The 18,914-nt window shown below is 71.5% G+C and carries 15 protein-coding genes and 1 pseudogene; 9 read left to right on the forward strand and 7 right to left on the reverse strand.

All coding sequences use genetic code 11. The annotated features are described in order from the left end of the window. Positions 1-151: 151 nt before the first annotated feature. The 3 genes from Aco04nite_RS18260 to Aco04nite_RS18270 all read right to left on the reverse strand — a co-directional run bounded on the left by Aco04nite_RS18260 (position 152) and on the right by Aco04nite_RS18270 (position 4,084). Positions 152-646, reverse strand: coding sequence for a hypothetical protein (locus Aco04nite_RS18260; RefSeq protein ID WP_212998423.1), 495 nt, complete (start codon positions 644-646; stop codon positions 152-154). 180 nt (positions 647-826) lie between these two features. Continuing rightward, positions 827-1,387 (reverse strand): hypothetical protein, encoded by a 561-nt coding sequence (locus Aco04nite_RS18265; RefSeq protein ID WP_212998424.1) that lies wholly within the window; start codon positions 1,385-1,387, stop codon positions 827-829. A gap of 33 nt (positions 1,388-1,420) precedes the next feature. Next, positions 1,421-4,084 (reverse strand): AfsR/SARP family transcriptional regulator, encoded by a 2,664-nt coding sequence (locus Aco04nite_RS18270; RefSeq protein WP_212998425.1) that lies wholly within the window; start codon positions 4,082-4,084, stop codon positions 1,421-1,423. 85 nt (positions 4,085-4,169) lie between these two features. On the opposite strand from Aco04nite_RS18270, the gene Aco04nite_RS18275 reads away from it, so the two are divergent. Then, positions 4,170-4,724: a hypothetical protein gene (locus tag Aco04nite_RS18275; RefSeq protein ID WP_212998426.1), complete on the forward strand. Its 555-nt coding sequence runs from the start codon at positions 4,170-4,172 to the stop codon at positions 4,722-4,724. Between the two features lie 2 nt (positions 4,725-4,726). On the opposite strand, the gene Aco04nite_RS18280 is transcribed toward Aco04nite_RS18275, so the two are convergent. Together Aco04nite_RS18280 and Aco04nite_RS18285 are read right to left on the reverse strand one after the other, a co-directional pair. Continuing rightward, positions 4,727-6,457, reverse strand: coding sequence for an ABC transporter ATP-binding protein (locus Aco04nite_RS18280; RefSeq protein WP_212998427.1), 1,731 nt, complete (start codon positions 6,455-6,457; stop codon positions 4,727-4,729). After that, complete coding sequence (locus tag Aco04nite_RS18285) at positions 6,454-8,109, reverse strand: ABC transporter transmembrane domain-containing protein (RefSeq protein WP_244876108.1); 1,656 nt, start codon at positions 8,107-8,109, stop codon at positions 6,454-6,456. The genes Aco04nite_RS18280 and Aco04nite_RS18285 overlap by 4 nt, the downstream gene beginning before the upstream one ends. A gap of 120 nt (positions 8,110-8,229) precedes the next feature. Here Aco04nite_RS18285 and folP point away from each other — a divergent pair, with 120 nt between their 5' ends. Next, a complete protein-coding gene (folP, locus tag Aco04nite_RS18290; protein WP_244876088.1) occupies positions 8,230-9,111 on the forward strand; it encodes a dihydropteroate synthase in 882 nt (293 codons plus the stop codon). Between the two features lie 41 nt (positions 9,112-9,152). On the opposite strand, the gene Aco04nite_RS18295 is transcribed toward folP, so the two are convergent. Next, a complete protein-coding gene (locus Aco04nite_RS18295; protein WP_212998428.1) occupies positions 9,153-9,701 on the reverse strand; it encodes a TetR/AcrR family transcriptional regulator in 549 nt (182 codons plus the stop codon). A 96-nt stretch (positions 9,702-9,797) separates the two neighbouring features. Here Aco04nite_RS18295 and Aco04nite_RS18300 point away from each other — a divergent pair, with 96 nt between their 5' ends. The 7 genes and pseudogenes from Aco04nite_RS18300 to Aco04nite_RS18330 all read left to right on the forward strand — a co-directional run bounded on the left by Aco04nite_RS18300 (position 9,798) and on the right by Aco04nite_RS18330 (position 17,661). After that, positions 9,798-11,354 (forward strand): DHA2 family efflux MFS transporter permease subunit, encoded by a 1,557-nt coding sequence (locus tag Aco04nite_RS18300; protein WP_244876089.1) that lies wholly within the window; start codon positions 9,798-9,800, stop codon positions 11,352-11,354. Between the two features lie 532 nt (positions 11,355-11,886). Beyond that, a pseudogene (locus tag Aco04nite_RS49650) lies at positions 11,887-12,009 on the forward strand (MmyB family transcriptional regulator); the annotation flags it as partial. 80 nt (positions 12,010-12,089) lie between these two features. Next, on the forward strand, positions 12,090-13,244 hold the full coding sequence (locus Aco04nite_RS18310; protein ID WP_244876090.1) for a HEAT repeat domain-containing protein: 1,155 nt from the start codon (positions 12,090-12,092) through the stop codon (positions 13,242-13,244). Between the two features lie 174 nt (positions 13,245-13,418). Continuing rightward, entirely contained in the window at positions 13,419-14,240 is an 822-nt protein-coding gene (locus tag Aco04nite_RS18315; protein WP_203835941.1) for an intradiol ring-cleavage dioxygenase, read from the forward strand. A 64-nt stretch (positions 14,241-14,304) separates the two neighbouring features. After that, positions 14,305-14,817, forward strand: coding sequence for a GNAT family N-acetyltransferase (locus Aco04nite_RS18320; RefSeq protein WP_212998431.1), 513 nt, complete (start codon positions 14,305-14,307; stop codon positions 14,815-14,817). Beyond that, complete coding sequence (locus tag Aco04nite_RS18325) at positions 14,814-16,571, forward strand: hypothetical protein (RefSeq protein ID WP_212998432.1); 1,758 nt, start codon at positions 14,814-14,816, stop codon at positions 16,569-16,571. The genes Aco04nite_RS18320 and Aco04nite_RS18325 overlap by 4 nt, the downstream gene beginning before the upstream one ends. Before the next feature lie 91 nt (positions 16,572-16,662). Further along, positions 16,663-17,661 (forward strand): LacI family DNA-binding transcriptional regulator, encoded by a 999-nt coding sequence (locus Aco04nite_RS18330; protein WP_212998433.1) that lies wholly within the window; start codon positions 16,663-16,665, stop codon positions 17,659-17,661. Here Aco04nite_RS18330 and Aco04nite_RS18335 read toward each other — a convergent pair. Beyond that, positions 17,658-18,710 carry a hypothetical protein gene (locus Aco04nite_RS18335; RefSeq protein ID WP_212998434.1) on the reverse strand — a complete coding sequence of 351 codons (1,053 nt, stop codon included), beginning with the start codon at positions 18,708-18,710 and terminating at the stop codon, positions 17,658-17,660. The two genes, Aco04nite_RS18330 and Aco04nite_RS18335, sit on opposite strands and share 4 nt — an antisense overlap. Positions 18,711-18,914 lie beyond the last annotated feature (204 nt).

Here is an 18,914-nt window from a genome sequence, read left to right on the forward strand (position 1 = left end):
GGCCTCACGCGGGTCAGGCCTCACGCGGATCAGGGCTCGCGCGCGGATCAGGGCTCGCGCGCGGATCAGGGCTCGCGCGCGGATCAGGGCTCGCGCGCGGATCAGGGCTCGCGCGAGTGTGTGGGTCCGATGAAGGCCGTCCGCCCACGGGTCAGGCCTTGCGCCAGCGGGCGCGCTCCTCGCCGGGCTTGCGGGTGCAGATCATCGGGGTGCCCTTCCTCGTGACGCCGGTGGCGCCCTCGGGTGAGCAGAACGCGCCCGGCCTGACCACGGCGGGGACCGCGGGAGGTGCGGTGGTGGTGGGCTTCGGGCTCGGCTTCTTCGTGGTCTTCGAGGGGGACGGCTCGGGGGCGGTCCGGGCGGGGACCGGCTTCTTGATCGGTGGGACCTTGGTGCGGGAGGACGAGGACGAAGGGGACGGTGAGGACGGCCGGGAGCGTGACGGCGACGGGGACGACGTGGACTCCATCGGGGGCGGGGACGCGAGCGACGGCGCGATGAACTGCGGGGCGGAGGATGGGTTGCCGCCGCCGGTGAAGGCCTTGATCGCGGTGATGCCGCCGCAGCAGAGCAGCAGGAACGCCACCCCGGTGGCGAGGGCGACCTTCAGAGAGGTGGAGCGGGCGGGCTGGTTTGGCGCGGTCACGCGGGACAGCGTGCCGCTTACATTCACCATGGACGATCGGCTTTTCCGGCAGAGACCGGAAACGATCAGGTTAGCCCTGCCGGGTGAGCAATGCCGGGTCAGCAATGCCGGGTGAGCAATGCCGGGTCAGCAATGCCGGGTGAGCAATGCCGGGTCAGCAATGCCGGGTGAGGGCGCCCGTCACTTCGGGGCGACGGTCTCCCGGCCGGTGTCGAGGACCTTGGCGGAGACGGTGAGCGACCTGGATTTCTGGGTACCGCCGCCGACGGAGTAGATGTCGTACTTGTGGGTCTCGACCGAGCCCACCTCGCCGCCGCAGGAGAAGCCGAATGATTCCGTGCCCTCGGTGCCCACCATGCGGTAGGTGCCCGGGGTGTGGGTGGGGTCGTCGACCGAGAGGGCGCCGCTGTCCGCGCCGGTGATCTTCCAGGCGATGATCAGGTCGACGGCGGGGGCGCGGAAGACGGCGGTTCCCTCGGCGCATTTCGGCTTCTGGATCACCTTGAAGGAGACGATCCGGGGACCGGACACCGTGGAGTGCGACGGGGACGGGGAGTGCGACGGCTTGTGGGACGCCTTGTGGGACGCCTTAGTCGAGTGAGTGCGCGACGGCGACGCAGAAGGAGAGGTGGACGTGTGAGCGGAGGGAGACGAGGACGAGGAGGGGGAGGCCTGCACTATGGGCGTACATGCGGAAAGGGTGAGGGTTCCCAGCAGGAGCAGCGGAATGCGTGAGGTCATGACGGCAGCGTGAGTGCCCGGAATTAAGAAACGCTAAAGAAGTGAGGCGACGGCCGCGCCGAGGGTCGTCTCCGAGGCCGTGCGGTACGCCTTGCCCACCTCATCAGCCGCGAGCGACGAACGGGCGAGGGCTTCAGCGGTGTCGCGATCGGCCACCTCGTCCGGTGTGAACAGCGGCGCGCCGATGGCGGTGCGTTCCCGTTCGGCGATCACCAGCAGCGTGAGGCCGCGGGCCGGGTCGTCGCCGAGGATCGCCACCTGGGCGAGGCCCTCGATCGTGTCGAGCTGGCCCTCGGGGATCGCCAGGTCGGTGTAGATGCGCAGCGAGCGGCGCATGTGCTCGCCGGACTCCGCGAGCCGGCCCCGGCGGCGGGTCACGATGCCGAGGTTGGTCAGGGCGGCTGCCTCGCCGCGCTGCTCCCCCGCTTCCCGGAAACCGGTCAGCGCCTGCTCGAAGAGGGGTTCGGCCTCGTCGAGGCGGTCCATGCAGCGCAGGGTGCCGGCGGTGTTGTTGAGCGCCGCCGCGATCGCCCGGGCGTTGCCCTGCTGACGGGCGAGGTCGAGGCTCTCGTAGCCGTACGCCAGGGAGGCCTCGTAGTCCTGCTGGCCCTGAGCGGTGATCGACAGGTTGTTGAGCGAGGCGATCATCCCGGGCCGGTCGGCGAGGTCGCGGAACGTCGTCAGGGCCTGTTCCCCGAGGTCACGGGCGGCGCTCAGGTCGCCGGAGTTGCGGGCCAGGGCCGCGGCGGCGCGCAGGGCCCGGCCGCGCAGCGGGGTCGCGGTGGCCGGTGCGGCGTCGAGCGCGCGACCGAGCCAGGACAGACCCTCGGCCATCCGGCCGGTGATCCACCAGTACCACCACATCCCGGCGGCAATGTCCAGGCCGAGCCCGGGATCGCCGGTCAGGGACCAGGTCAGCGCGGCCTGGATGTTGTCGTAGTCCTGTCCCGTCACGGCCAGCCAGCGGCTGTGCTCGGGCCCGTCGGCGGGCGGGGGCTCGGCGAGCCGGTCGGCCCACAGCTGCGCGTGCCGCCGGTGCGCGGGGTCATCGGCGGGGAGGCGCTCGGCGGCGTACTCGCGGATGGTCTCGATCAGCCGGTAGCGGCCGTCGGCGTGTTCCACCATGGAGCGGGCGGCGAGCTGGGTGAGCGGGTTCAGGGCGTCGGTGCCGGCGACCGCCGAGGCCGCGGCCAGGTCGAAGCCGGTGGCGAACACGCCGAGGCGGGGCAGCAGTTCCCGCTGGGGAACGTCGAGCAGCTCGTAACCCCAGTCGATGGCCGCGCGCATGGTCTGGTGCCGGGCGACCGGGGAGGTGCCGACGAGCAGATCGAGGCGGCGGTCGAGACGGGACATGATCTCGGTCAGGGCCAGGGCGCCGAGCCGGGCGGCGGCCAGCTCCAGGGCGAGCGGGAGCCCGTCGAGCCGGCGGCACAGTTCGGCGGCGACAGGCAGTTCGTCGGCGCGCAGGGTGGTGCCGCCCCGGGCCGCGGCGACGCGGTCGGCGAGCAACCGGACGGCGTCCGAGCGGGCGGGGTCGGCGCCGGGTGCGGGGGTGGTCAGGCCGGTGAGGACAAAGACGACTTCTCCGGGTACGCCCAGAGGTTCGCGGCTCGTGGCGACCACCCGTACGCCCGGCGCGGCACCGAGCAGGTCGTGCACGAGCTCGGCCACGTCGGCGCGCAGGTGCTCGCAGTTGTCCAGCACGAGCAGTGCCCGCCCGCCGAGGTGCCGGGCGAGGAGGTCGAGCACGGGGACGCCGGGCTCCTCGCGTACCCCGGCGGCGGCAGCGACCCGTTCGACGAGCAGCCCCGTGGTGTGCCCGGCCAGCTCGGCCACGATCACCGCGTCGTGGTCGGCGGCGACCTCGCGGGCGAGTTCCAGTGACAGCCGGGTCTTGCCGCAGCCGCCCGGCCCGGCGATGGTGAGCAGCCGGCTGCGCCCGAGCAGCCCGATCACCCTGTCGAGCTCGGCGCGCCGCCCGATGAACCGGCTGCGGCTGCCGGGCAGTCCCGCCGGGGGCCGGTCGAGAGCGGGGTCGCGGCGGCGGACGGCCTCGGCGAGTGCGGCCATCGCGGCGCGCGGCTGCGTCTCGTACTCCGCGAGCGCCATCGTCGTACGGTCGAAAAGGTCCAGGGCGTCTGCCGTTCGCCCGTCGCGGTGCAGGGCCAGCATCAGCCGTTCGACCAGGGGTTCGGTGACCGGCTCGGCGGCGACCCAGGCACTCAGCTCGGCGAGGACGGGGTGCCCGAGAGCCATCTCCCGATCCACCCAGCGCTGGCGGGCGGCGAGCAGCGACTCCTCCAGGCGGGCGGCGGCCGCAGCGACCATCGGCCCGGTGCCACCACCCTCGTACGCGGGCCCGTGCCACAACGCGAGCGCCTCGTCCCACGCCTCGGCACCCACGAGCTCGGTGAACTCGTCCGCGTCGGACGTGGCGGCGAGGACGTACCCGCCGGGCGTCGTGGACAGCGCGGCCCCCACGATCTTGCGCAGGCCGGAGACGTGCACCTGCAGCGCCCCCGCGGCGGTGGGCGGCACGTCGGCCGGCCACAGCTCGGCGATCAGCCGTTCCGGGGAGACGGGACGGCCACCGGCGGCGAGCAGCGCCGCGAGCAGGGCGCGCATCCGGGGTGGCAGCGGAGTGGCGGTGCCGTCGCCGGTGACCGCCCGGACCGGGCCGAGTACCTCGTACCGCATAGATGTCTTAACCGTTTCTTCAGCGCGTCCTTCCACGCTAACGGCGCGATGCATCATTCTCTGCGGGCGAAGGGGCGGCAAAAGCATGGTCACTCGGGGGGTTGCGGCACTGCTCGCGGGCGGTTTGCTGGCATTGACGACGGGTTGCGGAGGTGCCACCGCGGGCACTTCTTCCACGGGAGACGTGCACACCGAGGTCACCGTGGACATCACCGGGGACGTCACGGTGAAGGGCAGCAGTAACGCGCCGATGCCGACGAACAACGGCGTCGACTACAGGTCCTGTGATCAGTACGGCGGCGGTGAGCAGGACGACAAGGGCCACACGTGGTTCCTCGTGCCGCAGATGCCCGTCGACCCGATCGAGGGCAAAACCGTCTACATCGGCGCGATGGTGAAGGACTACCACGGGGCGGGAACGTACGAGAAGAAGACCTTGACCGATACCGGCAGCCCGCCCGGGGTGAGCTTCGGCGGGGACCTCTACTACACGCAGGAGGGCTCCGCCAGCACGGTGACCACCGACGGCAAGGGCGGTGGGTCGTGGGTCTTCACCGGTCTGTCGGTAAAGAACCCCGACGGCACCGAGGGCGGCGGCCCCGAGGTCTCCGGCAGCGTCACCTGGACCTGCGCGGACTGACCTCAGCCGTGCCAGGTGCGCCAGAGCGCGGCGTACGTCCCCCCGGCCGCGACCAGGTCGTCGTGGGTGCCGAGCTCGACCAGGCGGCCCGCCTCCATGACCGCGACCCGGTCGGCGTCGTGGGCCGTCTGCAGCCGGTGGGCGATCGCGATGACCGTCCGCGAGTGCAGCACGGCGGCGAGCGCCCGTTCCGCCGCGCGGGCCGTCGCCGGGTCGAGCAGCGCGGTGGCCTCGTCGAGGATCACGGTGTGCGGGTCCGCGAGCACCACCCGGGCGAGCGCGATCTGCTGGGCGGCGGCGCCGTCGAGGGCGTACCCGGCGCCGCCCAGCACCGTGCCGAGGCCGTCGGGCAGTTCCCGGGCCCAGTCCGCGCCGACGACGGCGAGCGCGGCGTGCAGGTCCTCGTCCGTCGCGTCCGGCGCGGCCAGGGTCAGGTTGGCGCGCAGCGTCTCCCGGAACACGTGGTGCTCCTGGGTGACCAGCACGACCTGGCGGCGCAACAGATCCGGGGGCAGCTCGGCGACCGGCACCCCGCCGGTGGTCACCGTGCCCGTGCGCGGCCGGTCCACGCCGGCGAGCAGGCGGCCCAGCGTCGACTTGCCCGCACCCGACGGGCCGACCAGGGCGAGGCGCTCCCCCGGGCGTACGGTCAGGTCGACTCCCCGGAGAACGTCGGCGGCTCCGGCGTACGCGTATCGCACGTCATGAACCTCGATCCGGTCCCCGACCGGGAGTTTTCCGCCTGGGAAGGCGGTGGGCAGGGCCGCGAGGCCCTCAAGGCGGGCGAACGACGCGCCGCTGCTCTGCAGTTGCTCCAGCCAGATCAGGATCGCGTCGAGCGGCACCGCCAGCTGCCGCAGATACAGCGCCGCCGCCGCGACCTCGCCCAGGGTGAGCAGACCGTGGGTGTAGAGCGCGCCGCCGATCAACAGCACCGACACGACCGGGATCACATAGGACACGTCCACCGACGGGTAGAAGACCGTGCGCAGGAACAGGGTCCGCAGGCGGGTGCGCCGGGCCCCGGCGAGCACCTGCCGGGCATGCTCGGCGCGGCGTTCCAGCAGACCCAGGGCCTCGACGGTACGCGCACCGGCGACCGCCGCCGTCAGCTCGTCCGCCAGCGCCGACCCGGCCGCCCCCTCGTCAAGGTACGCCGTCCGCGCCCGCCGCAGGTACCACCTGGTCGCCACCGCGATCCCGGACAGCCCGAGCACCGCGACCCCGCCGAGAACCGGGTCCAGGAAGAACACCGCGACCAGCACGAACACGGCCTGGGCCGCGGCGATCAGCACCTCCGGCACCGCGTCGCGCAGGGTGGTGGCGACCGCGTTGACGTCGGCCGTCCCGCGGGCGGTGAGGTCCCCGGCCGGCACCCGCTCGGCGAGCGCCGGCGGCAGGGCGAGCACCCGGTCCAGATAGCTCTCCCGGATCCGGGCCGCCGTACGCTCCCCGAACCGGTACCCGATCGCCATCGCCGAACGGCCCAGCAGGATCTGGGTGAGCGTGCAGAGCAGGATGCCGAGCGCGAGCCGGTCGACCAGGTGCACTGACGCCCTGTTCTCGGCGACCGCGTCGACGATGTGCCCGAGCAGCCACGGCCCCGTCAGCCCGGCGACGGCGGCGACGGCGTTCAGCGCGACCATCGCCACCACGGCCCGTTTGTCGGCCCGGATCAGGTCCAGCGCCGCGCGGCGGACCCCGGCCCGGTCCGCGATCGGCAGCCGGATCACCGGACCGCCCCGGTGGCCGCGTCCTCTCCCGCGGTCTCTCCCGCTGTCCGGGTCACCAGGGCGCGGTATCCGGGCTGGGTGCGCAGCAGCTCGCGGTGCGTCCCGGTGGCGGCTACCCGGCCGCCGACCAGGTAGATCACACAGTCGGCCCGCTCCAGCAACGCCGGTGACGTGGTCGTGATCAGCGTCGTCTGCCCGGCCCGGACCGCTTTGAGCCGTTCGGCGACGGTGGCCTCGGTGTGCGCGTCGACCGCGGAGGTCGGCTCGACGGCGAGCAGGATCTCGGGGTCGTGCAGCAGCGCGCGGGCCAGGCGTACCCGCTGGCGCTGCCCGCCGGAGAGGTTGCGCCCCCGGTCCTCGACGGGTTGCCGGCCGGACAGGTCCGTCGCCGCCGCGGCCGCCAGGGCGTAGGCGATCTCGCCGTGCCCCCGGTCGGCCCGCCCGGCGACGGCCTCGGCGAGGGTCCCGGCGAACAGGTACGACTCGTTGTCGGCGACCAGGATCCGCTCCCGGACGGCGAGCGTGTCGACGCGTACGCCGCCCCAGGTCGCCTCGGTGGGCCCGTACCCGCCGAGCCGGTCCACCACGGCCGCGGCGTCGGCGGCGCGCGCGGTCGCGAGTACCGCGAACCGGCCGGGCACGACCACCACCCCGGACTGCGGATCGCTCAGCTCGGCCGGGGCGCACGGGAACCACATCAGCTGCGCCGGCGGGACGGGGAGCCGCAGGAACCCCAGCACCCGCCGCCCGGCGACCAGGGCGTGCCCGATGTCGAACCCGCCCTCGATCAGGAACGCGACCGGGACGACGAGCATCGCCGCGTACCCCCAGACCGCGACCAGCTCACCCGCGGTGATGGCACCCGCGGCGGCCATCCGGGCGGCGAGCCAGATCACCACGGCCAGGAACAACGCGGGCAGGCCCACCCCGAGCGCCTGGATCCAGCTGGTCACGGCACCGACCCGGTAACCCTCCCGCGCCACCGCCTGCGACTCGCGGTGATAGCGCCGCGCGAACCCGTCCTTGCCACCGAGCCCGTTCAGCACCTGCAACCCACCGACCACATCGGCGAGCCGGTCGGCGAGCGCACCTTGCCGCTCGCGGTAACTCAGCCCGGCCCGCTGCAGGCTGCGCAGCATCGGCCCGACGACAAGGGCCAGCACGGGTACGCCCGCCAGCACCACCACCGCCAGCAGCGGCGAGATGTGCAGCAGCAGGACGGCGACTATCGCGTACGCCACGGCCGCCCCGAACCCCGGCCCGGTCACGGTCAGCGCCTGAGCGAGCACCCACACATCCGCCACGCCGATGGTGACGACCTCCCCCGCACCCACCCGCCGGGGCAGCGCCGACCCGAGACTCGCCGCATGGGTGAGCACCACCCGCACGGTCCGGAACCCCGCATCGAGCCTGATCTTCGTCATCGTCCGGTGCCGCAGGACCGCCAGCGCGGCATTGGCCACCCCGGCTACCAGCAGCGCGGCCACCCACACGGCCAGCACCGGCAGGTCCCGCCGCTGCAACCCCCGGTCAACAGCCTGGGACAACAGGTACGGCGGCAGCGTCAGCCCGGCCATCCACGCCGACCCGACCAGCCCGCCGACGGCGATGCGCCACTTCTGGTGCCGCACGAGCCACCACAGATACCACATCGGGCCTCGTAAGTCGGCAACTGCGAGTCCCGTCTCCGTCACGCCTTGCACCTTATTGCGCGCCGATCATCTGAGGTAACCCCCCAATACCGCACCTCAGGGCCCAGGTAGTCTCGCGACGTGAGTGATTACGCACCCCCGCTGATCAGCGCGCAACGGCTCATCGGCGGGCGGTCGTACGACTTCTCCCGGCGCGTCGTGGTGATGGCCATCGTCAACCGCACGCCGGACTCCTTCCACGACCGTGGCCGCACGTTCGCCCTCGAGAAAGCCACCGAGGCGGTGCGGAAAGCGGCGGGCGCGGGTGCTGACTGGATCGACATCGGCGGCGTACCGTTCGCTCCCGGCCCGGAGGTCTCCGCCGCCGAGGAGCTGGACCGGGTGCTCCCGGTGGTCGAGGCCGCCCAGGGCCTCGCGGTGGTCTCGGTGGACACGTTCCGCCCCGAGGTCGCCGAGGCCGTGATCAAGGCCGGCGCGGGCGTCATCAACGACACCTCGGGCCTGCGCGACGTCCGGATGGCCGAGATCGTGGCGGATTCCGACGCCACCCTGGTGATCACCCACAGCCTGGCCGCGCCCCGCACCCTGCACCCCAGCCCGCAGTACCAGGACGTCGCGAAGGAGATCGCCGATTTCCTGCGCTCCCGGGTGGAGACCGCTCTGGCCCATGGCGTACGCCCGGAGCAGATCGTCATCGACCCCGGTCACGACCTGAACAAGAACACCCTGCACACCCTCGAACTCACCCGCCGCCTGCGCGAGATCGCCGACCTCGGCCACCCCCTGCTCGCCGCGGTCAGCAACAAGGACTTCATCGGCGAAACCCTCGACGCCCCCCAGCACGAACGCCTCGCCGGCACCCTCGCCGCCCTCGTCTTCACCATCCTCCACGGCGCCCGCATCGTCCGGGTCCACGACGTCAAGGCAGCCGTCGACGCCGTCCACATGACCGAAGCCCTCCTCGGCCTCCGCGCCCCGGCCTACCTGAGCCACAACATCTGACCGGCCAGAGCCGCAGCAGTTCCGCTACGAACCCGGCGGCATCAGCTTTCCTCGTCGTCGAAGTCGATGAGTTCGGTCATCCACGGGTCGCGCGGGACGGCGTCGGGGCCGAGGACGCGCATGGCGCCGAGGACCGTCATCAGCATGCCCATGGCGAGGAACTGGCGCGTTTCCTTGACGCCGGCACCGGTGAGTTCGCGGATCGTCCGGTAGATCGTGCCGAAGCAGTCGCGGACGACGGGGCCGATTGCCGGGTCGGCGCTCGCGGTGTAGCCGTGCAGCAGACAGGTGATCAGCTCCCGCTCGGCGAGCAGCTCCTCGTAGGCTGAGCCGAGGGAGGCCAGGGTCGGCTCGGCCTTCGCCGCCTCACGGAAGTGGTCCTCGATCCGGGCGGCCGCGTGGGTGACCGCCGCGATGAAGAGCTGCTGCTTGCTGCCGAAGAGCCGGATCACGTACGGCTGCGACACCCCGGCGAGACCCGCGACCTGATCCGTGGTCGTTCCGGCGTACCCACCGGTCGCGAAGGCGGTGACTGCGGCCCGGACCAATTGGTCCTGGCGCTCCTCGGCAGTGAGTCGTGACCTGGTCATACTCCCATGTTATCAGCTGATGACCAATCGGCATTGACAAGTTATCAGCGGATAACTACCTTGCTAGTTATCAGTCGATAACAACTGGGAGCCACGATGACCGCCCTCGCCTCACCGGCACCCGCCGCAGCCGCGGCACCACGCCGAAACCGGCCTCTCGCAGCCGTGATCGCCGCCGTCGGCATCCCGACGTTCATGGTCACGCTCGACAACCTCGTGGTGACCACGGCGCTGCCCGTGATCAAGGCGGACATCGGCGCCTCGATCACCGATCTGCAGTGGTTCGTCAACGCGTACACCCTGCCCTTCGCGGCCTTCCTGCTCACCGCTGCGGCCCTCGGTGACCGCCTCGGCCGGCGGCGGATGTATCTCGGCGGGATCGTGCTCTTCACGCTCGCCTCCGCGGCGGCGGCCCTGGCCACCGAGCCCTGGCAGCTCACCGCCGCCCGCGCGATCCAGGGCATCGGCGGTGCGGCGGTGACCCCGCTGTCACTGACCCTGCTCGCCCAGGCGGTCCCCGACCGCCTGCGCAACGCCTCCGTCGGCATCTGGGGCGGCATCAGCGGCCTCGGCGTCGCGATCGGCCCGGTGGTCGGCGGCGCGGTCATCGAAGGCCTCGACTGGTCGTTCATCTTCTGGCTCAACGTCCCCGTCGGCGTCATCGCGGTCATCCTCGCGGCCACCGTCCTCGACGAATCCCGCGGCGGCGCCCGCCGCCTCGACCCCCTCGGCCTCGTCCTGTCAGCAGCCGGCATGCTCCTGCTCGTCTGGGGGGTCGCCGACGGCCCCGACCACGGCTGGACCTCGGCCCGAGTGCTCGGCATGCTCGCCGGCGGCGTAGCCCTGCTCACCGCGTTCGTGGTCTGGCAGCGTCGCAACAGCACCCCGATGCTGCCGCTGATCCTGTTCCGCAACCGCGCGTTCAGCCTGGTCAGCGTCGTCAGCCTGACATTCTCCGCCGGAGCGTTCGGCGCCGTCTTCCTCCTGGCCCAGTTCTTCCAGGTCGTCCAGGGCCTCACCCCCCTGGAAGCCGGCGTACGCACCCTGGCCTGGACCGCCGCCCCGATGCTCGTCGCCCCCGTCGCCGGCATCTACGCCGACCGCCTGGGCGTACGCAACCTGATCGTCGCCGGCCAGGTCCTCCTCGCCGCGGGCGTCCTCTGGCTGGCCCTCGCCACGACCACCACGGTCACCTACCCCCACATGGTCACCGGCTTCATCCTGGCCGGCATCGGCATGGGCCTCAGCTTCGCCCCGATCAGCGCCCTCGCCCTGTCCAGCGCCCCCGCCGACCAACGAGGCGTCGCCTCAGGCACCAACAACACCATCCGCCAGGCCGGCGTGGCCATCGGCGTCGCGGTCCTGGCCTCGGTCTTCAGCTCCGCCGGCGGCTACTCCAGCCCGCAGTCCTTCGTGGACGGCCTCGTCCCCGCGGTCCTCGTCGGCGGCGCAGTCATCGCCGTGGGCGCTGTGGTCGCCCTCTTCCTCCCCGGCCGCAACACCGCCCAGACCGCCACAGCCACCCCGGTCGCCACGGCCACCCCGGTCGCCGCGGCCAGCACGAACGCCGAGGTCGCAACGGTCGCCTCGGCCGGCACGACCGGCACGGTCAACTCGACCGGCACGACCGGCACGGGTCAGCAGCGCGACTGAACCCCTGGACGTCAATGCGGTCCACCTAATCAACCCATCGAGTCAACCCATCAAGTCAACCCGGATCAACATCGTCAACCCCGGCGGCCCATACGGACTGGACCGCCGGGGGCTTTGTCACGGCAACGTGGAATGGCAGGTCCGACCAGGGCGGGATGACCAGCCACGGCCGAGCGAGAATGCCCCCCATAGCAGCGCGGGCCAACCGCTCACGGCAGAGCAGGACGCACAGATTGCAGCAGGGCCGAAGCCCAGTCGCAGCAGAGCGGGCGAACGGTCATGGCAGGGCCGAAGCCCGATCGCAGCAGACCGGGCGAACGGTCATGGCAGAGTCGAAGCCCGATCGCTGCGGAGCGGGATGACCGGGTCACAGCGGGCGGCGAAAGCGGTTACGGCACGCGGGGTGAGCCGTTACGGGAGGGTGGGGTAGCCGGCGTAGCCGTGGTGGTCGCCGCCGTAGGCTGAGGTGAAGTCGCGGATGTTGAACGGGCCGCCTGCTCTGAGGCGGGCGGGCAGGTCCTGAACTGGCCATGTGTCCCATCACCGCGTCGTCGGAGACCTGGCCCTTGCATGGGAGAGCCTCGATCTGCGCTCCGAGCCGGGGCTCATGCTGACCATCTATACGGCTGAGCCCGGCTCGCCGAGCGCCGAGGCGCTCGGGCTGCTCGCTTCGTGGTCGCCCGTGGTCGTCCGCTGCGCCGGGTTTCTGTCGGACCCGGCTGTTAGGTTCACGCGGTGTTCGATTCGCTCATGTGCGCGTATGGTCCTGCGACCGAGGTTCCCGAGCTGCTGGCGGCGCTGCGCTCGCCCGACGTGGCGCGGCGGGGGTTCGCCCGGTCCGAGCTCGGGCACATGCTCGCCCATCAGGGCTCGAAATACGATGCCAGCGCGGCGGCGGTCCCGTTCCTGATCGAGATCCTGGCAGACACGGAGACAACCGGGCGGCACGAGGCGTACGAGTTGCTCGCCCTCATCTCCGACAACGACGAGTTGCCCCGGCACCGCACGCGCGCCGCCGGGCCGTCGCTGGTCGAGCTGACCCGGGAGCGTTTCGAGTGGCGGCTGACCCGGCGGCCCGCCGACCCGGCCGAGCGTTATCCGTGGCAGTTCGGCGAGATCGTCGCCCCGGAGACCGATGGACGGCGGTGGCAGCTGCGGGCATACGAGGCGGTCGGGGCGGGGCTCACGGCGTACGTGAAGCTTCTTGATGATCCTGACCCGCGCCTGCGGATCGGCGCGGCGCACCTGATCGCCGCCCACCCGGCGCCGGGGGCCGTGCCCGCCCTGGTCGCGCGGCTGACCACCGAGACCAGCCCCATGGTCGCGGCCTCGCTGTGCGTCGCGGCCGGTCAGTGCGGCGAGACCGGCGACCCGGCCCTGCTCAGCGCCCTGACCCTGTGGCGCGACGCCCCGCACCGCCTGGCCCACCTCGCGGCCCTGATGGCGATCGCCCAGCTCACCGATGCCCCCGACCACGCCCTGCTCACCGAGCTCGCGGTCTGCCTGGTCGAGCCCGACGACCCGATCGAGGACTGGCCCTTCCACGGCCGGCCGTCCGCCGGCGCCTGCTGGTCCCTGGAGACCCTCGCCCCGGCCGACAACCCCGCCCTGCCCGGCATCCTGCTCGACCAGCTCCGCCACCACCGCGCGGAGGGCTTCTACTACAACGTCGTCGAGCTGCTGATCGGCACGCTCTTCCCGCAGGGCCCGCTGGGCGACGACGCCCGGTTCGCCGCCCTGACCCCGGAGCAGCAGGAGCTGGTCGAGCTGGCGGTGCGGCACCACCTGCTCGTCGAGGACCCGATGCCGAGCGCCTTCGCCGGCATCAACCTGCCCCACGAGGAGGTCGCCCTGGCGGTCTGGTCGGAGTTGTCCACCGCCCACTCCTGAAAAGAGCCGGTCAATCCCGAAAGAACCGGTCACTCCTGAAAAGAGCCGGCCACCCCTGAAACGTGCCGGATCTGCCAGAAGTGGCCTGGGACACCCGATTCATAGTCCATTCATAGATTTCGATGTTTCACTGCCTGCTTCGTTCCGGAACCACGGCGAACAGGAGAAACGACGATGATCGAGGAACCCACCGAAGCCACGATCGACAACGACGCGTACGTCCGGGAAGTACACGACAAGGGTCTGCAGTTCGATCTGCGGACGATGTCGCGGCGCAGAATGCTGACGGCGCTCGGGGGCGCCGGGGTGCTGACGGCGGTCGGCGGCAGGCTGCTGCTCGACCAGTCCCCGGCCGAGGCGGCGTGCGCGGCCGAGGTCGAGTCGGAGACCGCCGGGCCGTACCCCGCGGACGGCAGCAACGGCCCGCAGATCCGGACCGTCTCCGGTGTCGTGCGCAGCGACATCCGCTCGTCGTTCGGCACCGCCAGCGGCGTGGCCGGGGGCATCCCGCTCACGTTCTCGCTCACCGTGCTCAAGCTCAGCTGCGCGCCGCTGGTCGGTGCCGCCGTCTACGCGTGGCACTGCGACCGGGAGGGCCGCTACTCGATGTACTCCAGCGGCGTCACCAACCAGAACTATCTGCGCGGCATCCAGGCCACCGACGCGACCGGCAAGGTCAGCTTCACCAGCATCTACCCCGGCTGCTACTCGGGGCGGTGGCCGCACATCCACTTCGAGGTCTACTCGTCACTGACGGCGGCCACCAGCGGTAGCGGCCCGATCGTCAAGACCTCGCAGATCGCCCTGCCCCGCGACGTGTCGGCGGCGGTCTACCAGACCACCGGGTACAGCGCCAGCGTGACGAACCTCAGCCGGATCACCCTCGCGTCCGACATGGTCTTCGGCGACGACCTCGCGGCCCGCGAGATGGCCACGGTCAGCGGCTCGACCACTGCCGGCTACACGGCGGCGCTGACCATCACGGTCAACGGTTGAAACCTGGAACACCCACGGCGCGGCCCGTCCTGTGACGGGCCGCGCGTCCCAATACTCTTCGTCGATGCTTCCCCTGAGCTCGAAGCGCCTGCTCCTGCGCGAATGGCACGACGACGACGCCCCTTTTGTCCTCGACATGTGCTCACGGTGGGAGGTCCAGCGCTACATCGGACCCGAGCCGCGGGTGCTCGCCGACCTCGACGAGGCCCGGGCGCAGATCGGGCGCTGGCGGGGGCGCGCTGACGGCGTACGCGGCGTCTGGGCTGTGGAGAGTCTCGAGGGTGGGCAGTTGCTCGGCGCCCTGCTGCTCGTGGAGCTGGACGGCACCGGCGACACCGAGATCGGCTGGTTCTTCCACCCCGACGCGTGGGGCAACGGCTACGCGGGCGAAGCGGCGCAGACGGTCCTGCGCTACGCGTTCGAGGCGGGCCTCGAGGAGACCTTCGCCGTCACCCACCCCGGCAACGAGGCCTCGCAGGCCGTCTGCCGCCGCCTCGGGATGACCGGGCAGGGCCGGACGGACCGCTACTACTCGATGACCTGCGAACTGTTCAGCCTGACCCGGCAGCCTTCGTGACGCGGCCGGCATCGCCGACGAAATGGGAATGGCTGGAAGCGGCCATCACCTCGGGCGAGGTCCTGCTCCCCGGCAGCGAGTCGCGGTCCCACATCTTCCACTTCATCCGGGCCGACCGGAACGGCCCGCTGACCGATCGCCTGCTGACCTTCACCACCCACCACCGCGCATCAGTACGCCGGACCGCGCTGACGTTGCTGGATGAGTTGTCCTTCCAGGAACCCGGCTGGCCCGTGGTGGCAGACAACGTCGCGCTTGCTTTGAAAGACGTGGATCCACCCGTACGCCGTACCGCAGCGACGTTACCGGCGCGTACCGCCGAACCCGCGCGAGCCATGGCAGCGTTGCACTCCTCGACCGACCCCGATGTCCGGATCGCTCTCGTGGACGCCATTGCTTGGGACGACGTCCCGCAGGGGCACGACGTCCTGGAACGCCTGCGGTCGGATCCTGTTCCGGGTGTCCGGCTGCTCGCCACCCTCGCCATGATGGGCAAGGATTCGGCGGCGCTGGATGCCTCGGTCCGCGCAGACCTCGAGGTCTGCGCCGGAGTTCTGGACGCGCCGGGATCGCGCCTCGCGCTGACGCCGGGGCAGCGCTGGGCGCGGGCGCTGAACGGCCTCGACCGGGAGGAGGACTGTTACGCCTGGGTGGGACGTCTGACGAGCCCGGCCGAGAGGACCCCGATGAGGGTCGAAGGCGTACGGATGGCGGTCGAGGCGATGCGGCAGTGGCGCGCCGCGCCGGACCGGCTGACGCCGACGCTGACCGGTCTCCTGAACGCGGAGGACGTACGGCCGGCGGCTCTGCACGCCCTGGCGGCATCGTTGACCGCGTCCCGGCTGGCCGCCGACGACCTCGTGGCGACGCTGGACGACCCGCAGCTCGGCACGGTGGCCGCTGTCGCGCTGGGCAGCATCGGCGACCACCGAGCGCTACCCCAGCTGGTACGGCTGATGGTCGCCGGCAGCGACGACCCCCGGCTGCTGGAAGCGTTCCGGGCGGTTGCCGCCGCCGGCGCCGACCCGCGGGAACCGGTGGCAGCCGTTCGGCAGATCCTCGCCGCGCTTCCGGCATCGTGCGCGCCGGAAATGCCGATGCGGGTGCTGGCCGCGTTCGGTCCGGGCTCGGCCGCCGCGGTGCCGGAGCTCATCGCCAGGCTTCAGGGAGCGGAGAACGACACCCCGGACTGGGCGATCCACGTCCTGCGACGGATCGGCCCGGGTGCCGCGGCGGCCGTTCCCGAGCTGCTGCGGTATCCGATTCAAAGCGCGGTGTTCGCGCTGCTCACCATCACGTCGGACCGCGAGGTGGCCGACCGGTACCTCGCCGCGCGCCCGGAGCAGCCTCACCGTGGCCGGGCCGCCTCGGCGATGCTGACCTGGATCGCCGAGCACGGGCACGCCGGGCTCACCGCTCGCCAGCACCGGCAGCTGCGGAGCTTGTTCGGCGTTCCCGGGGCCGGGCAGGTGGAGTCGGCCCGCGCACTGTGGATGCACGAGGGTCCCGGGGTTGCCGCTGAACTGCTGGAGGTCCTGCCGGAATACCTGTCCGACGACGTGTACGCGCCCGAGGTGCTGCGGGTGTTCGCGGAGATGGAACCGTACGCGCGGCCCGTCCTCGACCGGCTGGATCGGTGGGTGGCGGGGCGGCGTCGGGCCGGGTTCCATATCGGGGATGCCGATGCTGCGATGCGTACGGATGAGAGGGTGCACGCCGCGATGACCGCCAGCCGGAAGCGGATCACCGGGTGAATCGGTGAGTGCCCGAAACTGGGATCGGACATGGGGCGCAACCTGTGGAATACTTCCGGTCCTCGGTTCCGAAAGTTACGAGGAGGGGCCCGTGGCCCGCGTGACCATCGCCGCGATCGCAAGTGAGGCCGGCGTCTCTGTGCCGACCGTGTCCCGGGTGCTGAACGGGCGGGCGGACGTCGCCCCGCAGACCCGGGAGCTTGTGGAGAAGTTGCTGAAACAGCACGGGTACCGGCGGCGGGCGTCTCGTCAGCAGCCGGGGCGGGCCGCGCTGGTCGACCTGGTGTTCAACGACCTGGACAGTCCGTGGGCGGTGGAGCTGATCCGCGGGGTCGAGGATGTCATGCACGCGTCCGGGGTGGGGACGGTCGTGTCGGCGGTGCACCGCAAGTCGGCGGCGACGCGGCAGTGGCTGCAGAATCTGTACGCGCGGCAGTCCGACGGCGTGATCTTCGTGACCTCCGACCTGACCACCCCGGTGTACGCCGAGCTGCAACGGCTCAACATCCCGGTGGTGGTGGTCGATCCGGCCGGTGGCGCGCCGCTCGACATCCCGACGATCGGGGCGACGAACTGGGCCGGGGGGCTGTCCGCGACGCGGCATCTGACCGCGCTCGGGCATCGCCGGATCGGGTTCATCGCCGGCCCCAAGGAGCTGCTGTGCAGCCGGGCGCGCCTCGACGGGTACCGGGCGGGGCTCGAGCACTCCGACGAGAGCCTGATCCGGCAGGGCGATTTCCTCTACGAGTCGGGCTTCACCAGCGGCATGTCGCTGCTGGAGATGCCGGAGCCACCCACCGCGGTGTTCGCGTCCAGCGACACCATGGCGCTCGGCGTCTACGAGGCGGCGCGGCACCGGGGTCTGCGGGTGCCGGACGACCTGAGTGTCATCGGCTTCGACGACCTGCCGGAGGCGCGCTGGGCCTCTCCCCCGCTGACCACCGTCCGCCAGCCCCTGGCCGAGATGGGCGGGCTCGCGGCCCGCACCGCCCTGCGGCTCGCGCAGGGCGGTGACATCGAGACCCCGCGGGTGGAGCTGGCCACCGAACTCGTCGTCCGCGACAGCACAGCCCCACCGAAAACCGTTTAGTCGATCGTGCGGGGCAGCGTTTCGGCGGCCTTCTTCAGGGCCTCTGCCGCGCTGCCGTACGGGTTGTACGCGTACGCCCGCGACAGTGTGCCCGGGATCGTGTAGTACTCCGCCGACAGTTTCGCCGGGTCGGTGGCGATCTCGCCGCGGCCGGGCAGGTCGTTGCCGTCGTCCCAGCCCCACGGGGCGTTCGCGGAGTTGGTGCCGCAGGAGAAGGTTCCCACGCCGCAGTCGCCCGAGGTGTCACCGGCGAAGGTGCCGAGCGACGCGAAGAGGCTGCTGTTGGCGCGCTGCGCCCAGAGGCCGCCGTCGGCGAAGATGTCGATCAGGGCGTACCGGACGTCGCGGTCGTTGGTGCTGCTCGGGGTCTCCGCCGTGCCCGACGGGTAGTAGACGATGCCGTCGCCGTTGATGTCGTACTGCGGCCAGGCCTTGAGGCCGTGGCCCTGCACCTCCTGGGCGGTCACCGGGTGCTGGAACGCGTCGTGCGGTGAGGACTGCAGCTGCACGGTGCCGTCGATCGTCTCCCGGCCGTTGGTCCACGAGCTTCCTGACGGGGTGTACGAGTAGAAGTCGCTGTGCGCCACGGTGACCATCGCGCGCAGCACGCCGTAGTCGGTGCCGTCCTTCTCGATCGAGAGCATCAGGCCCTCGCCGTCGTTCTCGTGCTCCGTCTCGAAGAACGGGTGGTCGACCCAGTCCCGTGGGTGGAAGAAGAAGTACGTGACGAACCAGTGGCTGCTCGTCTCCACGACGGAGTAGTAGACGTTGGCGGCGAAGGACACGTCGGAGTCCGCGGCGCGGTCCCAGTTGTTGCGCCCGTTCAGGTCGCCGTCGTAGTCGACCTTGGTGAGGTAGTCGGACCTGCCGGCCAGCGCATGGCTGCCGGTGGCGTCCACGTCCTGGTAGTGGATGGGCGCCCAGCGCAGTGCGAGCGCGGCGCGGCTGACCGCGGCGTGTGCCGGGGCCGGCCCGAGCAGACCCGCACCCCCGAGCGCGACGGTCACGGCGGTGGCCAGGGCTGCGGCGATCCTGCCCTTGACGGACATGCGTTCTCCCACGGGATCGAAGAGATAGATCGATGGCAATCTAAGAGATCGAGCGGGTCCGTGGCGTGTCCGGCGGGCGAAGAATCCATGGATGGAACCTGACCGGACGATCGGCCGGAAGTTTCGGTGGCACGTGAACAGGTTGACTGCAATCGATTCGTTCAATACCTTCCGGAAGGAAAGCTGGTGAACCGCAACTTCCGG

Origin of the sequence: Winogradskya consettensis, from assembly GCF_018332715.1 — a bacterium.
GTDB classification, from domain to species: domain Bacteria; phylum Actinomycetota; class Actinomycetes; order Mycobacteriales; family Micromonosporaceae; genus Actinoplanes; species Actinoplanes consettensis.